The following is a 15463-nucleotide window of genomic DNA, read 5'->3' on the forward strand; positions in this document are numbered from 1 at the left end:
CAATGGAGTATCTAAAAACTTTTTGCAGAACGGTAGTCAAAAAAATACTCTTTTTAAATCAGAGGAAGTACCTGGAGCGGCTGGAGCGGCTGGAGCAGGAGCGGTGGCATCGGTTGATGGAGGTGAAAGGCCTGGGGCTGGAGGAGCGGATAAAGCGGATAGAGCAAGAGCGGCTGGATCTGGAGCAGAGGCAGCTAGAGCTGCACCTGCTGAGGCTAGATCTGGAGCAGAGGCAGCTAGAGCAATGGAAGTTGGCAAAGTTATATAGGTCGCTAGTAGAAATCAAACAAAAAAGCCATATAAAAGGTTGGCTATCTAAAATCCTTTTAGAAGAATGGCGTGGAGAACTAGAAGCCTTACGTTGTGGATGGCTGGAAAAGGGTAAATCTGAACTTTGGATCAAGATTATGACTGGATTCCACTTGTTAGGACTGCTTAATGCCTACCTGCAAATCAAGGTAGAAAATACATGGCTTCCCAAAAAAAAGCAAAGTTAAGCAGATTAATAGTCTTTGATTGACTGGTACTCAACCAAAGATTGCTAGTAAAAACACAAGTATTGGAGTTTAAATTGTGCTTAATTCCATTTTAAACGGATTAGTCCATAGCTCAACCGAGTCTGAAAATGCTGATGAAAACCTTGACAAGCAAAAGACTCCTTGGGATTGGCGAAAATTGCTTGAAGTTGTGAAAGATGTAGGTTCTGTTGTGTCTATTGTTCTCTCTCTGGTTAAAATTCTTCAAGATTTAGGGTTACTGTAACCAATACGATCCCTCCTTTCACTCTCCCGAACCTGCGGTATGGGTGTGCAAGCATAGTGTCGTGTGCGCTAATATTTGGTTGCCACTTAACGTCAACTATTAGGGTTAAGGTTCAATCAGCGTAGCATGAATATTTAGATACTTGTTACCAGGTTTAGTAAGTGCGATCGCATACTCACCTGTCGTAGGCGATTGCATTTATAGACTTATAACCCAAGTTATTTAAGTGTGAAAATATACCTATATATATTTTCAGTAAGATATTTTCTAGGTGGCGTATGAAATTCTTCAGTTTTTACAATGTCGGCTAGATAAATCAAAAATTGATTTTTAACTTGATCAAAATCTACAGCTTTAATTTTAATAGTGTGTATTTGTTGAAAACCATCAAAAGTCAGAGAGTTCTCAAGAATTTTCAGATTCTTGATTTGAAATATCTCAATAGGATTTTCCTCAGTTACTTGCCACGGTATCACTGAATATGATTCTATTTCATAATCGGAACTGATAGCAGTGATGGAACGCATTACAACACTTTTTTCATGCCAACTTGGCAACAATTCAAGTATTCGGGAAAGGTTGACTAAATTAGCGGGTTCAGTATTTCCATAGAACCAAATATTGGTGGAAGGATACTGGTATTTTTCAGGTAAAATTTGTGTCATCATGAGTATGAGTTAATAAATTACCTTTACCCTTTTTAGCAGAGTTTATTAGAGTTATAAGTAAGTGAAAATATTTAATATCAATAACCTTTTAGATACAGCATATAGGAGATGAGGAGCTACTGAAACTATTGAACTGCTATAAATCTATTACCAACTTTAGAGAGTGCGATCGCAATTAACCCCAATAAGCGTAGCGACTATAAAATTCTTCTTCAGAATCGTAATCGTCATCAAATTCGCCTAAATTAGCGCGAAATTCTGTATCACAATTTTCACAAAGTCCTTCAATCCCACCCCAAGCAGTAGCGAAATCAAAGTGCTCAACACCAGACCAGAAATAACCACAGCCGTAACAGAAACCATACTTTGGTGCATGTTCTACGCAGTAGTAATAATTTCTTCTTCCACTGGGAATTTACTAATCTGCCGTCCGCACCAAAGGCAAATACTTGGTTGAGTCATTTCTGGGAATTCACTCTGGGTGATATAACCACTTTTTGATTTAGCTAATTTTTCTATAGGTGATTGCTCTACGTGCTATGGAGCCGGGCAAATAGTAATTAGTCCTAAAAGTCTTAGTAAAAAAGTTAGATAAATCAAAATTATACTACCAGTATCTGGAAAAGAGGATGTATTTAAATTTACTATAATTGGTTTTAATATCTTACTTAAGAGGAATAAATTTTCACAGCGTATACCTCAAGCTAGAAATAACAGACCTTGAAGTTTTACTTGTGAGTTAATGTTCTGATTGTTGTAAAAACCAATATTTGGCTAGATTTTACGTTTCTGATGTTAAATACGCAAATTTAGATATTAAAGAGAATCATTATGACTACAGTTAACTTAGTACAGTTACAGAAAAATTTGGATGAAGTTACTTATCCACTCAGCAAACAAGACTTGCTTAAATATGCTGAAGAAAAAGGTATTGACGAGGTTGTTCTACGAGCATTAAAGCAGTTGCCTTTAAAACAGTATGAAACTTTAGCTGACATTAGCCAAGCTTTAAGTGAAAGTGAATAAATAATTATCGAAACAAGTAACACAAATTGTTAAATATCTTTATCCCAATAAAATAGGGCATAACCCTTATTCGGTAAAAAGATATCCTATTTTACTTACTTTATTATTTAATAGATTGCTTAAAAACATAATATTCTTAATTTAATAATTTATATAGAGACAAAAGTCAGTTTTTGTCACATTCTAACCGTCCACTGGACTGCTAAGAGGTAAGAGGGAATTTTTGGTTAAATTTAGTCAAAGCTTTAGTGGTCTTTATCCCCAAAAATAGCGGCTTTGAGACGATGGTACTTGCTCAATTTAGGCAAGGGTAAATTGTGGAGGGCTGGAAAGGATGGGTGACGAGGGATTTGAACCCGCAACCAATAGATTAAGAGTCACCGTCTCATTACAATCGCAACGCAAAAAGCCAGCAACTAGCTGCTGGTTGATTCAAGATTAGAAATTATAAATTCATCATTCTGGTGGAACAGGGCGATCGCTTTTATTTATCGCCAAGTCAAAAGCTCTTTGATGATGCTCGGCGTTGATCCATGCGTGGTAGAGGTTACTGTGAACCGACAGGCTGTGCCCCATCTGCTGGGCTGCCAGGGTTATATCAATTCCATACTCTAGAGTGCGAATAGCCCAAGCATGGCGAAGATCGTAAACCCTAAATGGTAAATCATCATTTCGTCTAAATCTTTGAGTAACGGTTCTGCCAATTGCAGAATTATTTCGGTTTAAGTTGATCTCTGGGATTTTGACATTAGGCAAGCCAAATGAGTCAAACCACTCTGGATGGAAAGGCCAGATTTTTCTGTAGCCAGTCTTGCCAGCGAGGACGGTAATAATTTTATTACCTGCTCGTAGCTGCTCTAAATCTAAGAAAAATACTTCATGATTTCTCAATCCGTAAGTGGCAAGCATTCCAAATATCCACTGCCACTTCGGATCGCTTAGATTTGAATGGCACTCAAGAATTAATTTGTCCGTTGGCAGACTGCGGATCTGCCTGCTTCTATAGCCATAGCTTCCTGAATAAGAATTAGGATTAAAATCAAGGTCAGCAAATTTAGCCAATAATCGCAGTGTCAGACAAAATCGTTTCCGGGTTCTAGTGTCTGGCGTGGTTGTTAAAATGGCTTGCTTTAGTACTTCAGCATTAAGTATTTCGTGTTGAGGCAATGTTTTAAAAACTGTCTGATATTCAACCTTCCATGTACTTTCTGTTTTAAAGTTACGTTGCCTTCTTTCAAAATAATCTTTTTCAAATTCTTGAATTAATTCACCGATAGTTTTCACTTTACTATTCTGTGTTTCTGATTTTAAATAATCGCTCCAATCAAAGGTTTTAGTATCAAGCTTAAGTCTGAGCAGCTTGCCTTCCTTCTCAGCAAGCTTTACTCCGTCGAGGTTGGCAACAGTGATATTTATTTTTTGTTGATGCCAGGCATCTTTTACTGATTGTGGTTTTGCGGGAAGCATTGCCCGCAAATAGAGTCTGGCTCCGATTTGTTCAATACTAATACCGTAATTACGGAGTCGTCCGTTCGCCTCATTAATTCGGTGTTCAATATTTTTCATGAGAAAGTACTTTTATTTGCATGAGAAATTCATCCCAAAATGAATACTTACTTCTGTTGGGATAAAATCACTTGGTATAAATCAAAAATTTATGCAATGATGGCTACTGTGTCAGGTAGCCTTATTGCAATTGCATTCAGGCGGTTATTTCGTCATCCAGAGACTTAACTATTTCTTGAATTCTTTCAGTAGATAATTCACGGTATTGTTCGCTAGCTTTTGCCCCTACATACGCTTTCCAGTCTTCTATAGTTTCCCCAGTTACTTTGGCAAGAAGTTGTATAGCTACTCCCATTGCTAAAGTGTTTAAAACATATAAATCCTTGGGTAAAATAACGGACTCATTCATCAATGGCTTACTCATCGTCATCTGAATAATTTGTTAAGTGATTTTCGATAACTTCTTCTAGTTGCTCTAAAGCTGGCTCCAGTATTTGTTTGAGCTTTTCATCAGTTGTGTTGCCTGCTAGTTCTTCACCAGAAATAAACTTTATTCCGGCATCAATTTTATTTTTGATAGTGTGTAATAATTGCCAGGTTTCGTGATAATCCCAATCTGGATCTGGTTGTGGTGTAGTGTCTATGTCAAATTCTGGATGAAAACCTCTTTCTAAGATTTCTCTAACATCACCAGTAAAGTAATCAACTATTGGCTGAATTGATTTTCTTACTACATCCCTACTTGCACCAATATTATTTGGATGCCGAAATGCTAATTGAAGTTGAGCAATTAGCATAAAAGCAGCTTGTTCAGAAATTAGTAGAGGAATGGTATTTGTATTACTAAGCCGTTTAAAAGCAGCTTCATATCTATCAGATTCCTCTTGATTGAATGATGAATTATCTGTCATATTCATTCCCGCTCCCTCAAATATCTGTCAAGTTCACCGCTTACCACTTGGTCAATGCTGGCAATAACAATTGATGGTTTATCATCAATTCGCTGTATTGAGGCTGTTATGCCACGACGAGTTAAGGCTGCTTGTACTTCAGGCGATTCCAAGGCGGCTTGTGCATCAGCGCAGTCACGCGAGCGGTACGGAAAAACAATTTCACGGATATCTGCTGGAGCTTCATTGATAAATTTCAGCATCCATTTTTTACCTTGTTCAATTGGCGGTTCTGGAATGTAGAACTCAACTGACACATTTTTCTGTACAAGCATTCGCTGAACATCTGCCGCTCTCAATGCTTGCTGAAATACAGCTAAATTGGCTTGATCTTCAACCGGAATTCGAGCCACGAAACCCGCTTGAGTCGCTCGAATTGCCTCCTTGATAATTTCCTTTCCTTTGTCAATAGCTCCCATAACAGTTGTGTGATATTTTTGACATTGGTAGATGAACAGCGATCGCACTCCTCGCAAAAGCGCGATCGCAATTAAATTATCTGGTCTTAGGCTTTTCGATAATTATTGAGCCATCGCCATTTTGATAGGCGATGCTGACAGCGCTGCAAGGAGAGTTTTCAAGAATTTTTATCTCTTTAGGGAAGTGCGCTTCTAATTCATCCTTGCTCATTTCAAAGCTTTCATTTACGTTCATCATCTTGCTGGCGTTAGGTATGGTGACTTTGAAATTACCACTCATTTTGTTGTCCCTCATCTAGAATTTGTTGTAATCGGCGCTTGCCTTCTTCCCAGCGACGGCCGCCCATTTTCAAAATTTGCTCAATGACATAAGTTTCGCCCTTGACTTCCAACAGACCTATAACGGCTAAGTAGAAGGCTTTATTGTCGGAAGTGGAAGCGGAAGTTTCACCGCTACGATCCGCGCTCGGTTCTCTATATAAGTGTTCTAGGCTAGTGGTTAGCTCCTCCTTTACTTCCGGCGGGTAAGTTGGTGCAGCGCCATACATTTCATAGAGCGCTTGCTCTTGCTGTTGGGTGTGTAGCCCAATTTCTACTTGTTCAAGTTCTTGGTTCATCACTGTTAGGGCTGCACGGCGCGCATCTTGCGCTATGAGTCGCCGTGACTCCTGGACTAGTTGCACTGATGCAACAAGTGCCAAGCTATAGCTGATTCCCTTGCCAATTTGGGGCAGTGGAGAAAGTGCAGCTAGCCAAAAAGCCGCAGCGCTAGCCAGCAAACAGTTGGTTTTTAACCACCTATCAGCCATGACAGCATTCCTCCCAGAACAATCGAAACTGCGATCGCAATCAGCAAGGCATAATAATCTGGTTCCGATAGCTTGAGAAACGCTCTCACCGCATCGTCGGCAAGAAGTGCAAGCGCTAACGCAACGCCACACATAATGTAGACAACCCACATTACCCGAAACAAAGCAGGATGCAGCGCCCCTAGCCAAGCTAATGAGCTAGAGGCGATACACCCCAGAAGGAACCAAGCCCCCAGGTGTACCGCCTTTGCCATTAGTATTTTTCCTTGATTTTGGCTTTGAGTTCTTCAATGCGTTGCTGTGCTTTGTTCTCAGCATTGTCTAGACCAAAGCCTAGCCGTGCATACTCAGGTCGCAAGGTGTGTAAATGCCTTGCTGTGGAAGCATCAGCACGTTTTTTAGTCAGTTCGTTGTCAGCAACTCCTTTTATATAGCTACGATGGGCTGTGTGTACCTGTGCGTCCGACTCTTCCAATTTTTTGAGAGATTTATAGGCGCGTTTAGCCTGACGCGCTTCTTCTCTCTTCTGGTTCGCAACCTGTTTAAGTGCATCAGCCTCAGCTTTGTTAAAGTACCGTGGTGTATGATTTACTGGTGCAGTTCTTACAGTCTCCCAACTTCCCGCGTTCACTGGGTTAATTACGTTTGGATCTGTTGGAGCCAGCACCCGATTTTTATCTATGCCGTGGCCCCCTGTAGAGAGCGATGATTCATTACTGTTGCTGCTGGATTTTGCAGCACTGGTAATACGTGCAAGGATTCCCATTGTTTACTCCTATTTGCAAACTTGGTTTTTAACTTGTTCTAACTGTTGACTTTGGGCTTTCATCTCACGCAGTTGCACTTGATCCGCACTCTGGTAAGTGGATATTGCACCCATGCTTAAGCCGGCGATGAGCGCAGCTGCAACGATGACTAAAAACCCAGCAATGTTATTCCCGGCTGGTATGGGTTCCGGTACATCTGGGTAAAATTCGCCAGTGAATGGTACAACCTTGCTGGTGACTTGGCGTTTAGTCTGTTTCATCTCCTCCCTCTAGCAACATCGGCTGATATGTGGGTAAGAGTAGATGCTCTGTTCCGGCGTTGAGTGCAGATTGGACTGACAACTGTACTATTTGGCGTTGTTTAGGTGTGGGATTGTCCCGCATCTGTTTGATCCGTTGCACCGTTCTTCCTGCTAGCAATCGCCAGTATTGCTCTGCAAGTTGCTGTGAATCTCGCTCAAGAAGCGCTTCAAGTAAATCGGGTGCGTCGGATTCTGCATCATTTTCTGCATCGTCCTCAGTTGCAGTTTTCGTTGCACGTCGGCTGTGCAACAGTTCAATTCCTGCTTGTGTCCACAGCTTGACCCCATTTTCATCGGCGACAACGTGAACATTGAACTGGAACACTTCAGGATGACGGCGCATCCATGAACGAATAGTGCTTTCGGGTATCCCCGTTTCCCGCGATGCGTCAGGAGTGGTGTACAGGCTTTGCATAGTCAATTAAGGCTGCTAGTAATCCTGTTAAGTCGGTCTTGTCCTTGTCGCAGAGAATCCCACCACTGGCAGCATGAACTGCTGGTGAAATCATTCCTTTTAAGTCGTGGGACTGCTGGGCGGCGATAGCCGCAATCAAAAAGAATTTCTCTTTGGTGGTCAGTTTCTCCAGATACTCGCCGAACATATCGCGCAGTTCGTCTAAGACTGACTCATCACCTGGTGAGAAGTCCACGTAATAACCAAGTGGTTTGGGCATAGTACAATCTCCGTAGTATTAAATCCGTTTAACATCGGCGATCGCTTTGTAAGGTGCGATCGCCTTTTTGCTTTAAAGCATTTACTGTCACCCTGCGACGCTACGACTTACGGCTTGTGAACAGTTACAAAAGAAACATTCAGCATGGATGGAGGCTAAGTACTCCTTTCTACTCTTCAGTCGGCACAGTCTTTTTAAATTCGCTGATTCCTCCCTTGAAATGCCTTTCAATCCCTGCTGTCACGTCATCGTCGGATAAATCGTCAACTTGGTCTTCCTGTAGATCACCCCAGGGACAGCAATCTTTAATCCAATCTCTCGCCTGAAGTAGTTGCTTTGGTGTTAGTTCCTCCATTAGTTTTTGATTGCTTATTAGTCATTCGGCATCAGGTACAGGGTGTTTCCGCGCAAGGTCGAGGCGCGGGTGCTTGCTCCGGTTGCAACGCAAAGGGTTAGGCGTTGGGGAGCGATGTTGTGTTGCAAAGTTTCGTCTTTGCTAAACTAATGCTAGTATAATGCAAAGACAAAACCTGTCAACAGTTTTGTCTATACAAAACAAGTTTTGCAAAGATAAAATGAGGCTATCGTTCAAGTGACTCAGAATAATGGCAAGACCAAAGAAATTAGTGGGAGACGAAAAAACAGTCAATGTACGGATGAGTCCGCAAGACTGGTCAAGCATGGACATAATAGCTCAGTCGATGGGGATGACCAGATCGGATTTATTGCGACACATAGCTCAGGGCAGAATTTTGCTAGGTCAACCAGTGAACGAGGACAAACTACTTCTGGCAAAGTCCTAGAGCGTCTCGAATTTATCGAGAACGCTTATCTTCATTACGTTGACGATCAACAGCAGCACCTGGAATCTCGCTTGTTTGAAACCAAGAAGCAGAAGGAAGTCTTTAAACAAGCAGTTCAAGAGTTGAAGCAAGAAATATACGATTTAGTTTCTAATCAGAAACCTGAAAATCAAGAATAAAGCCGTTTACCTATTTTGGTAGACGGCTTTATTCGTGGCGTATTGCGCTCACTTCAAACCGGAGTGTGATCGCCACGAATGTACGATTATTCGGTGTCTAATTGCGGCATCGGCTCGCCGGGAACTATAGAAGCGCTTTGCTGAAGTACTTCTGGCTCATCAGGAACAAACTCAATGCGAATAGAAAGTTTTACTTTCCCTTTCTGCCAACCTCCACCAGATGTCTGTAAAACCTCACACTCGACACCACCATCTATCCACCCTTTATGCGGCAAATTACAAGAATAGAAAAAATCCTTGACATCTTCCAACATATCCCCGGCCCTCGATGTTCTGTCTTTTGTAAAGCTCTCACTTGTATACATCAACAAAACATCTTCGTTATTTAATTCAAAAGCACTCATTTCGATTTTTTCTTTTGATAAACAAAATGGCGGATCAAGCGCCAACTCGATCCGCCTTCCCTAATCTTTCCCACAGACCACCAAGGAATAAAACCAATGATCAGAGCCAAATTCACCTGTCAGCAAAATACTCTCAACCACGAAACCCAGACAGCAACAGTTATCCTCACCCCAGTAACCAGCAACCCACCTAATGCAGAAAACCTAACTTTCTGGCAAGCGACACCAGCCGGTAACATTACACTCCAAATCACCAACCCTGCGGCATCGGCTCAATTCTCTGTTGGGACTGAGTATTACGTTGACTTCACTGCTGCGTGATTGGAAGTGCGATCGCCACGAACTAATCACTGATGACCAATGACCAATGACCAATGACAAATCAAACAGCAATCACCTAACTAGAAACTGAGATGACCCGCCTGGGGTGGACGTGGCAGCATCCACGAATTCAAAAATTCTTCCAGGAATCTGCCATCAAAACAAACCGTCCTATCTCTGACATCTCAGGACTTTCTCACAAATACATTGTCCATCTAACAAAACTTGTCCATGCCTATTGGGAATGTCAACACATCATGGGAATTCTGGCTATCGACTGGAAAGACCCCCAAATAATTGGCACATTCCAAAAATATGGTTATCCCAACAGAATGCCACTCAAGGGATGGTCAGAGCTGGTTGATGCACTGGATAAAAGGTGGTTTGAGTCAGGAGGTGGATTTTAAATTATGGCAATTGGTGGCAATGTTTGAATAGGAACTAAGCAACTTATCACACGCAAAAAAAAACTCACTAATTTAGAGATTAGTGAATCAATTACCAAAAAGATTGAGTAAAAAATGAACAAATACTTAATAAGTTTAAGCGGTCAAGAAACCGCTATTTCCCTGTATTCTACCACATCAAATAATTCAAAGCTAGCTAATCGGGGGACAGAGAGATGACACAAGGTATTTACCCCTTTCCCCAAGAGCAACCTAGCTTTGAGCCAAACATAAACGAGTTACCACCATTTGAGATAGAAGCAGAAGAAGAAATAATAGGTGGTATTCTTAAAGACCCAAATGCGATTAATCGAGTTAAAGACACATTAAGACCAGAACACTTTTACATCAGAGCGCACAAAGACATTTATCAAGCTTGCTTGAGACTTTCCAAAAAAGGGGAAGGAACAGATTTATTGAGTGTTACTAGCTGGTTAAAAAATCACGATATCTTAACCAGAATAGGTGGTAGAGCTAAACTTGCAAGTGTAGTAGGTGCGAGTGTTACCGCTATCAATATCGACCACATGGCTAAACTAGTAATTGATGCAGCAATTAGGCGTGATGTGATCAAAGTAAGCGAAGAGATTAGAAAATTAGGACATTCAACAGATATAGATATATCCGAAATGATCTACCTACTTTCTAACAAAGTAAAATCAATAATTGATACACCTTCTTATCAAACAAAAGAAGAAAGTCAGCGTTTGATACATGACCGATTACTGAATGAATTAACTGAAATTTACACCACTTGTGAACAACCAACCCTGAGACTATTAAAACTGAAAGATTTGGCTGAAGAGAGCCAACTTTCTATGAAATTACTGGAACTTCTTTACCTCAAAAGTTTGACTGAACAGTGTAGCAATTTACTCACCTACGAAGAGTTAAAAGAACTAGCAGGTTCCACCGTCAGAGAATGGTTGATGAATGGTCTTGTTCCTAAAAATACAACCATTCTCTTGGCCGCCGATGGTGGAATTGGTAAAACCAAGTTTGCCTATGGAATAGGTAAAGTATTGATTCAAGGTTCTGAATTTGGTCAGTTTAATACCACGGGGCAGAAGAGAAAAATACTTTACTACCAGGGTGATGAAAGCCCCGGTGATATGTTTGAAGCTTTAGAAATCCTGGGTTACTCAGAAGAGGATATTAGCAAATATGTGAGAGTGCGCTTTGGTTGGAGCGGCGAGAATATACCCACTTTGTTGCATGACTTGAAAGAATTTCAGCCGGAGTTAGTTTTTATCGACTCCCTTTCAACCGCCAACCGCTACTCAGTCTACAAAGAGTCGGAGATGGAATACGCCCGCCCAATCCTGGAGTTAACTGGATTAGCCAGCCAATACAAAACCACCTTTGTCATTATTCACCACACAAATAAGGAAGGTGGCGTTCGTGGTACGACAGCAATACGCAACGCAGTCAGCGAAGTCTGGCAACTGACCAAAGACACTAGCCAAACAGCAACGCCCAACGATCGCATCCTGGAAATCAATAAATCACGCTCCAGGTCTTCTGGTAAGAAATACCGCTTGATGTTTAACCCAGAAGATTTAGGCTTTACCTTCTTGGGAGAGGAGGTAGAACAACCCAACGGAGCTGGTCAGTCAGCGAAGGAAAGCACCTTAGAGCTACTGGCTGACAACAGAAACATCGGTTTCACCTCAGAGGAAATTGCCCATAGGCTAGGGGCCTCTAAAAGCTACGCCCGCCGCTACCTAGCAGAATTAGCAGCCGATGGACTGGTGAGCGTAAACCGCCAGCCGGGAAAACCTAACACCTACTACTTGGTCTACGAGGATCACCCCAGGATCACCCCCAGGATCACCCCTTAAACCTAGATACAGTAAGCAGTATAGCCAAAGGTGATCCTCAGAGTGCTTCTGAGAATTTCCAAAAAAGTCCAAGTCCAGAAATTTTGAAAACTTTAATTTCCGAGGATCAGGATCACCTTTGCTTGAACACCCTACCAGATAACAATTCTGGAGGTGATCCGGGGGGTGATCCTTCCCTGATCATGTGCGAAACTATACAATCTTGTGAAAATGCCGCAAAAGCCTTGCTAGATAACAACTCTGGCAGTTTTCCCCAGGGTGATCCGGGGGGTGATCCTTTACCCTTACCCCTGATTGAGGAGAAAGCCACCTACTGGAGCGCGTCTTTTCAGCGAGAGGTAAAAGTATTCCAAATTTTTGATGAGTTCTCTGAGGCTAGCTGCAATGTCCAAGGAAGAGGCCGATTCAGTCTGACCTTCACCGACTTGCAATGCTGTGAGCAATCCCCCAGGAGTGATTTTAGGATTGGAGACAGAGTAGTGATTCGGGTTGGCAAGCACAAAGAAACCTTTGCAACCATCACCACCATTAGAGCCGATGGCATCTGGCTCAAATCTGACGATCGCAAGAAACGACTTGCGAAAGCTTACTTCCCCCACCAACTGGTAAAAGTCTGACATTATAATCCTGCGGAGTGCGATCGACAAGTATCGCTCACGATGTCCAAAGTGGCTGGATTCTCCTGCACAAGTTTCTGGAAGCGCCGCAGCTCGTCCCAAGGGCGACTGCTAATTTCTGGCTTGCTAGAGTGCTGATTTGGGTGATGGTGCTGCTGCCTAAATTCGATATATTTCTCAATCGCCTTTAAGATTACTTCTGCTGTATTGACGTGTGACACGTCAATACCACTGTCTATTGCTCTGGCATATTCCATAATTTCAGCTTCCAGAGCGATTGGAACTCGAATTGTTTTTGTGGGGCCACTTTGCCAGCTACTACCGCTTCCCCAAGTGCCGGTAGTGTGTCCGCCTTTGTTCATTTCAAAAGCCTGTATTGACGTGTGACACGTCAATGTATCACAAAGGCATAAAAAATGCGATCGCGCTCATAAGCCAAAGTGCGATCGCGGGTAAATCCCATTTGTGTTATCGGCACATACAGCCTATCCATCTAGCTGTGGTTTGTCACAAATTTGGGTAGAGTCGGTCAACTTCATCCCACGCCTGATTCGCCAAACACTCTAGAGCCATAGCTAGAAAGAGTGGATGGTTATATTTCCCAGCCTCAAAGGACTCAAGGAAGATTTCGATTTGCAGGAATAGGAGTTTGCTGATCATAGAGTTGCGATCGCGTTTTTAACGTCCTGGTCGCTGACCTCGATGTACGCCGAAAGTACTTTCAAATCGGTGTGACCAGTAATTTTTTTAATCATCGCCAAGTTGATACCCTTGTTCGCCAAATTGGTAATAAAACTCCGGCGGGTGGAATGAGTCGAGATGCCTTTGGCAGATAATCCAGCTTTGTCAACCGCAGCGCGTAAAATGGCATCTGCCCACCTCAAGGTAATCGGTTTGTCACCTTCGCGAGCGGGAAACATGTACAGAGAATCTGACTCTGGCTTGTATGCAAGCAATATCTCCTTAAGAACTGGATGTACTGGCACTTGTCGGTTCTTGCGTTTAGCTGGATTTTGGGTCTTACTTTTGCTGTTTGGTTTAGCCTTGCGCGTTCTGGCTCGAAAATTGATATACTCCCTTGGAGTGCCATCATCAGTGTAAACATCGGCTACTCGCAGCTGAACCAAAGCACCCCATCGCTCACCTGTGTACCAAGCCAAGTCAAAAAGTAATTTGTATTTGCGACTCCTAATTTTGGTGCGAATTTTCGAGCAATCCTCATTAGTCAAAACAGCGGCTTGACCTTCTCTATCATTTTTCATAATACCTTCTCTTATTAACTGTTCCGGTTTAACCGCTCCCAATGGCTAAACCGGAACATTTCTATTTTTAGCTAACAGCTAAATCTGGCTTAATACTATTCACAGCAAGGGTTCTACGTCCTCAGCAATTGTGCTGCTTTTACATAAAAGTGGAACATTTACGATTTTTTGAATCAGTCATACAACAGATTTATTCACTTTATTAATTCGTTGTATGGCAGAACCAACTCTCGCACAAATTTTTGGAGCAGGTGCAACTCAAGATGCTAATACCTTGACAATTCAAAAATCAGCACTAGCAACTGTAGGCTTAACTGCAAGTGGAAATAATACTGCTGAATCTTTATTTGTCGCTCTTGTTTTAAAAGCAAAAGATTACCTAACTGCAACCGCCCTAGAATCCAACGCCGATCAAAATATTTCTATTGCAGATGGATACGTGCCATCGTTCATAATCCGCAACAACGTTACGTACCGACAGGATGACATTACTGTGAGTATGCAAAAGTCTGCTGGTAGCACAACTATCGACCCAGACGATTACTAATGTACAGGCTATCGCTAGAGAGTATTTTCGGCGTTAATGCCACACAAGACATAGATTCCTTGGTGATATCGAAATCTAGTCTCCCTAGCTTAACACCTTCCCTTAACAATCGCGCCGAGCAACTTTTAATAGCAATCTGTTTGCAAGCTCTTAGTAGTTTTCAGGGCGAAATCGTAACAGATGACGACGACAAGATTGATATCGGTGGCGATACTTTATCCTTCGATAATTCTGATGTATTTGAGTTCTTAAAGATGTTTGTTTGGAAGCCTTTTTACACAGCTACATCTGAGACGGAATTTGCGGAAGTTAAGCAGGTAGTAATACAACGCTTTGAGGTATCAGGCTATGAGTACGAAGATTAGAAATTTATCTGTCGAGAAAACAGAGGCAGGTGATGCTGATTTTTTTATCGGAGACGACTCAAACACGGGTACGACATACAAAATTACGAAACAGAATTTATTTTCTGGCATATCCGCAAGCATTGAAGGCGGAGGAGGGCTACTAAAGGCAAACACGATATTGATAGCCAATTACCAGGCTGACTTTGTTGATTTAAAAGGTCATGCTTATACTTCTGTTGGTTCTCCGTCGATTAGTGCAGATAAAAGTCCTTATTCCGGAGGTAGCAGCCTGTATTTCCCAGGCAGTAGCTATCTGCAATATAGTGCTAGTAATGATTTCCAAATAAATGCTGATTGGTTGCTTGAATCCTTCGTGTGGCTACCAAGCTCTTACGCCACGAATAACACATATGCAACCTTTATTAATCTGAAGAGTAGTAGCCTCGATATCACGCTAGGGCTAATGAGAAGCGGCTATAACAATAATGGTATTTTTAAACAATTCTATGCACAAGTTTATAGCGGGAGTCAAAGTGTTGAAGTGTCTTGCTATTCAATAAATTCGGCAAATTTTGACGCGTGGAACCATGTAGCAATGGCGCGGAATGGTAACGGAATATATCTGTTTCTCAACGGAGTTTGTCAAAGTATAGCGACCATCACAAATCAACCGAAATTTACTTCCAATCCAGTTATCTCCATCGGATACTCCAATGGAATTCCAGCCTTGTCTGGAGCATATATTGCTGGTGTAAGAATCAAATCGTTTTCTGTAAAAGTTCCTACTTTACCATTCCTGGAATGATATTTACT

The 15463-nt window shown here is 42.0% G+C and carries 27 protein-coding genes; 10 read left to right on the forward strand and 17 right to left on the reverse strand.

Features of this window, described 5'->3' with window-relative positions:
• Positions 1-2 precede the first annotated feature (2 nt).
• Together RM347_RS08925 and RM347_RS08930 are read left to right on the forward strand one after the other, a co-directional pair.
• On the forward strand, positions 3-497 hold the full coding sequence (locus RM347_RS08925) for a hypothetical protein (RefSeq protein WP_322719870.1): 495 nt from the start codon (positions 3-5) through the stop codon (positions 495-497).
• A gap of 76 nt (positions 498-573) precedes the next feature.
• Positions 574-762: a hypothetical protein gene (locus RM347_RS08930; protein WP_322719869.1), complete on the forward strand. Its 189-nt coding sequence runs from the start codon at positions 574-576 to the stop codon at positions 760-762.
• Between the two features lie 218 nt (positions 763-980).
• Here the strand turns inward: RM347_RS08930 and RM347_RS08935 are convergent, their stop codons facing one another.
• Positions 981-1430: a hypothetical protein gene (locus tag RM347_RS08935; RefSeq protein WP_322719868.1), complete on the reverse strand. Its 450-nt coding sequence runs from the start codon at positions 1428-1430 to the stop codon at positions 981-983.
• Between the two features lie 831 nt (positions 1431-2261).
• On the opposite strand from RM347_RS08935, the gene RM347_RS08940 reads away from it, so the two are divergent.
• Entirely contained in the window at positions 2262-2456 is a 195-nt protein-coding gene (locus RM347_RS08940; protein ID WP_322719867.1) for a DUF2795 domain-containing protein, read from the forward strand.
• 456 nt (positions 2457-2912) lie between these two features.
• Here the strand turns inward: RM347_RS08940 and RM347_RS08945 are convergent, their stop codons facing one another.
• The 12 genes from RM347_RS08945 to RM347_RS09000 all read right to left on the reverse strand — a co-directional run bounded on the left by RM347_RS08945 (position 2913) and on the right by RM347_RS09000 (position 8238).
• Positions 2913-4022 carry a site-specific integrase gene (locus RM347_RS08945; RefSeq protein WP_322719866.1) on the reverse strand — a complete coding sequence of 370 codons (1110 nt, stop codon included), beginning with the start codon at positions 4020-4022 and terminating at the stop codon, positions 2913-2915.
• 136 nt (positions 4023-4158) lie between these two features.
• Positions 4159-4371 carry a hypothetical protein gene (locus tag RM347_RS08950; protein WP_322719865.1) on the reverse strand — a complete coding sequence of 71 codons (213 nt, stop codon included), beginning with the start codon at positions 4369-4371 and terminating at the stop codon, positions 4159-4161.
• A 7-nt stretch (positions 4372-4378) separates the two neighbouring features.
• Positions 4379-4879: a hypothetical protein gene (locus RM347_RS08955; RefSeq protein WP_322719864.1), complete on the reverse strand. Its 501-nt coding sequence runs from the start codon at positions 4877-4879 to the stop codon at positions 4379-4381.
• Positions 4876-5331: a hypothetical protein gene (locus RM347_RS08960; protein ID WP_322719863.1), complete on the reverse strand. Its 456-nt coding sequence runs from the start codon at positions 5329-5331 to the stop codon at positions 4876-4878. Before RM347_RS08960 ends, RM347_RS08955 begins: the two co-directional genes overlap by 4 nt.
• A 76-nt stretch (positions 5332-5407) precedes the next feature.
• Complete coding sequence (locus tag RM347_RS08965) at positions 5408-5611, reverse strand: hypothetical protein (protein WP_322719862.1); 204 nt, start codon at positions 5609-5611, stop codon at positions 5408-5410.
• Positions 5601-6140: a hypothetical protein gene (locus RM347_RS08970; protein ID WP_322719861.1), complete on the reverse strand. Its 540-nt coding sequence runs from the start codon at positions 6138-6140 to the stop codon at positions 5601-5603. The genes RM347_RS08965 and RM347_RS08970 overlap by 11 nt, the downstream gene beginning before the upstream one ends.
• Complete coding sequence (locus tag RM347_RS08975) at positions 6122-6394, reverse strand: hypothetical protein (protein WP_322719860.1); 273 nt, start codon at positions 6392-6394, stop codon at positions 6122-6124. Before RM347_RS08975 ends, RM347_RS08970 begins: the two co-directional genes overlap by 19 nt.
• Positions 6394-6906: a hypothetical protein gene (locus tag RM347_RS08980; protein WP_322719859.1), complete on the reverse strand. Its 513-nt coding sequence runs from the start codon at positions 6904-6906 to the stop codon at positions 6394-6396. Before RM347_RS08980 ends, RM347_RS08975 begins: the two co-directional genes overlap by 1 nt.
• 9 nt (positions 6907-6915) lie before the next feature.
• Positions 6916-7167, reverse strand: a complete 252-nt coding sequence (locus RM347_RS08985) for a hypothetical protein (protein ID WP_322719858.1) — start codon at positions 7165-7167, stop codon at positions 6916-6918.
• Complete coding sequence (locus RM347_RS08990; protein ID WP_322719857.1) at positions 7154-7624, reverse strand: hypothetical protein; 471 nt, start codon at positions 7622-7624, stop codon at positions 7154-7156. The genes RM347_RS08985 and RM347_RS08990 overlap by 14 nt, the downstream gene beginning before the upstream one ends.
• Entirely contained in the window at positions 7599-7859 is a 261-nt protein-coding gene (locus RM347_RS08995) for a hypothetical protein (RefSeq protein WP_322719856.1), read from the reverse strand. The genes RM347_RS08990 and RM347_RS08995 overlap by 26 nt, the downstream gene beginning before the upstream one ends.
• 193 nt (positions 7860-8052) lie before the next feature.
• Positions 8053-8238, reverse strand: coding sequence for a peptide ABC transporter substrate-binding protein (locus RM347_RS09000; protein ID WP_322719855.1), 186 nt, complete (start codon positions 8236-8238; stop codon positions 8053-8055).
• A gap of 237 nt (positions 8239-8475) precedes the next feature.
• Between RM347_RS09000 and RM347_RS09005 the strand changes: the two genes are divergently transcribed.
• Positions 8476-8865, forward strand: a complete 390-nt coding sequence (locus RM347_RS09005; protein WP_322719854.1) for a hypothetical protein — start codon at positions 8476-8478, stop codon at positions 8863-8865.
• An 86-nt stretch (positions 8866-8951) separates the two neighbouring features.
• Here the strand turns inward: RM347_RS09005 and RM347_RS09010 are convergent, their stop codons facing one another.
• Positions 8952-9314, reverse strand: a complete 363-nt coding sequence (locus tag RM347_RS09010) for a KGK domain-containing protein (RefSeq protein WP_322719853.1) — start codon at positions 9312-9314, stop codon at positions 8952-8954.
• Positions 9315-9365: 51 nt separating this feature from the next.
• On the opposite strand from RM347_RS09010, the gene RM347_RS09015 reads away from it, so the two are divergent.
• The 3 genes from RM347_RS09015 to RM347_RS09025 all read left to right on the forward strand — a co-directional run bounded on the left by RM347_RS09015 (position 9366) and on the right by RM347_RS09025 (position 11877).
• Positions 9366-9590, forward strand: a complete 225-nt coding sequence (locus RM347_RS09015) for a hypothetical protein (protein ID WP_322719852.1) — start codon at positions 9366-9368, stop codon at positions 9588-9590.
• 92 nt (positions 9591-9682) lie between these two features.
• Positions 9683-9997 carry a hypothetical protein gene (locus tag RM347_RS09020; protein WP_322719851.1) on the forward strand — a complete coding sequence of 105 codons (315 nt, stop codon included), beginning with the start codon at positions 9683-9685 and terminating at the stop codon, positions 9995-9997.
• A gap of 215 nt (positions 9998-10212) precedes the next feature.
• On the forward strand, positions 10213-11877 hold the full coding sequence (locus RM347_RS09025) for a DnaB-like helicase N-terminal domain-containing protein (RefSeq protein ID WP_428850533.1): 1665 nt from the start codon (positions 10213-10215) through the stop codon (positions 11875-11877).
• A 284-nt stretch (positions 11878-12161) separates the two neighbouring features.
• Here the strand turns inward: RM347_RS09025 and RM347_RS09030 are convergent, their stop codons facing one another.
• The 3 genes from RM347_RS09030 to RM347_RS09040 form a co-directional block, all read right to left on the reverse strand.
• Positions 12162-12497 (reverse strand): hypothetical protein, encoded by a 336-nt coding sequence (locus tag RM347_RS09030; protein ID WP_322719849.1) that lies wholly within the window; start codon positions 12495-12497, stop codon positions 12162-12164.
• Complete coding sequence (locus tag RM347_RS09035; protein WP_322719848.1) at positions 12497-12856, reverse strand: hypothetical protein; 360 nt, start codon at positions 12854-12856, stop codon at positions 12497-12499. The genes RM347_RS09030 and RM347_RS09035 overlap by 1 nt, the downstream gene beginning before the upstream one ends.
• Before the next feature lie 294 nt (positions 12857-13150).
• Positions 13151-13756: a tyrosine-type recombinase/integrase gene (locus RM347_RS09040; protein ID WP_322719847.1), complete on the reverse strand. Its 606-nt coding sequence runs from the start codon at positions 13754-13756 to the stop codon at positions 13151-13153.
• Positions 13757-13970: 214 nt separating this feature from the next.
• Here RM347_RS09040 and RM347_RS09045 point away from each other — a divergent pair, with 214 nt between their 5' ends.
• Genes RM347_RS09045 through RM347_RS09055 form a run of 3 tightly spaced genes read left to right on the forward strand, consistent with a single transcriptional unit; the run spans position 13971 to position 15455 of the window.
• Positions 13971-14303, forward strand: a complete 333-nt coding sequence (locus RM347_RS09045) for a hypothetical protein (protein ID WP_322719846.1) — start codon at positions 13971-13973, stop codon at positions 14301-14303.
• Complete coding sequence (locus RM347_RS09050) at positions 14303-14668, forward strand: hypothetical protein (protein WP_322719845.1); 366 nt, start codon at positions 14303-14305, stop codon at positions 14666-14668. Before RM347_RS09045 ends, RM347_RS09050 begins: the two co-directional genes overlap by 1 nt.
• Positions 14652-15455: a LamG-like jellyroll fold domain-containing protein gene (locus RM347_RS09055; RefSeq protein WP_322719844.1), complete on the forward strand. Its 804-nt coding sequence runs from the start codon at positions 14652-14654 to the stop codon at positions 15453-15455. The genes RM347_RS09050 and RM347_RS09055 overlap by 17 nt, the downstream gene beginning before the upstream one ends.
• Positions 15456-15463 lie beyond the last annotated feature (8 nt).

Source organism: Nostoc sp. ChiQUE02, from assembly GCF_034531305.2.
Taxonomy (GTDB): Bacteria; Cyanobacteriota; Cyanobacteriia; order Cyanobacteriales; family Nostocaceae; genus Nostoc.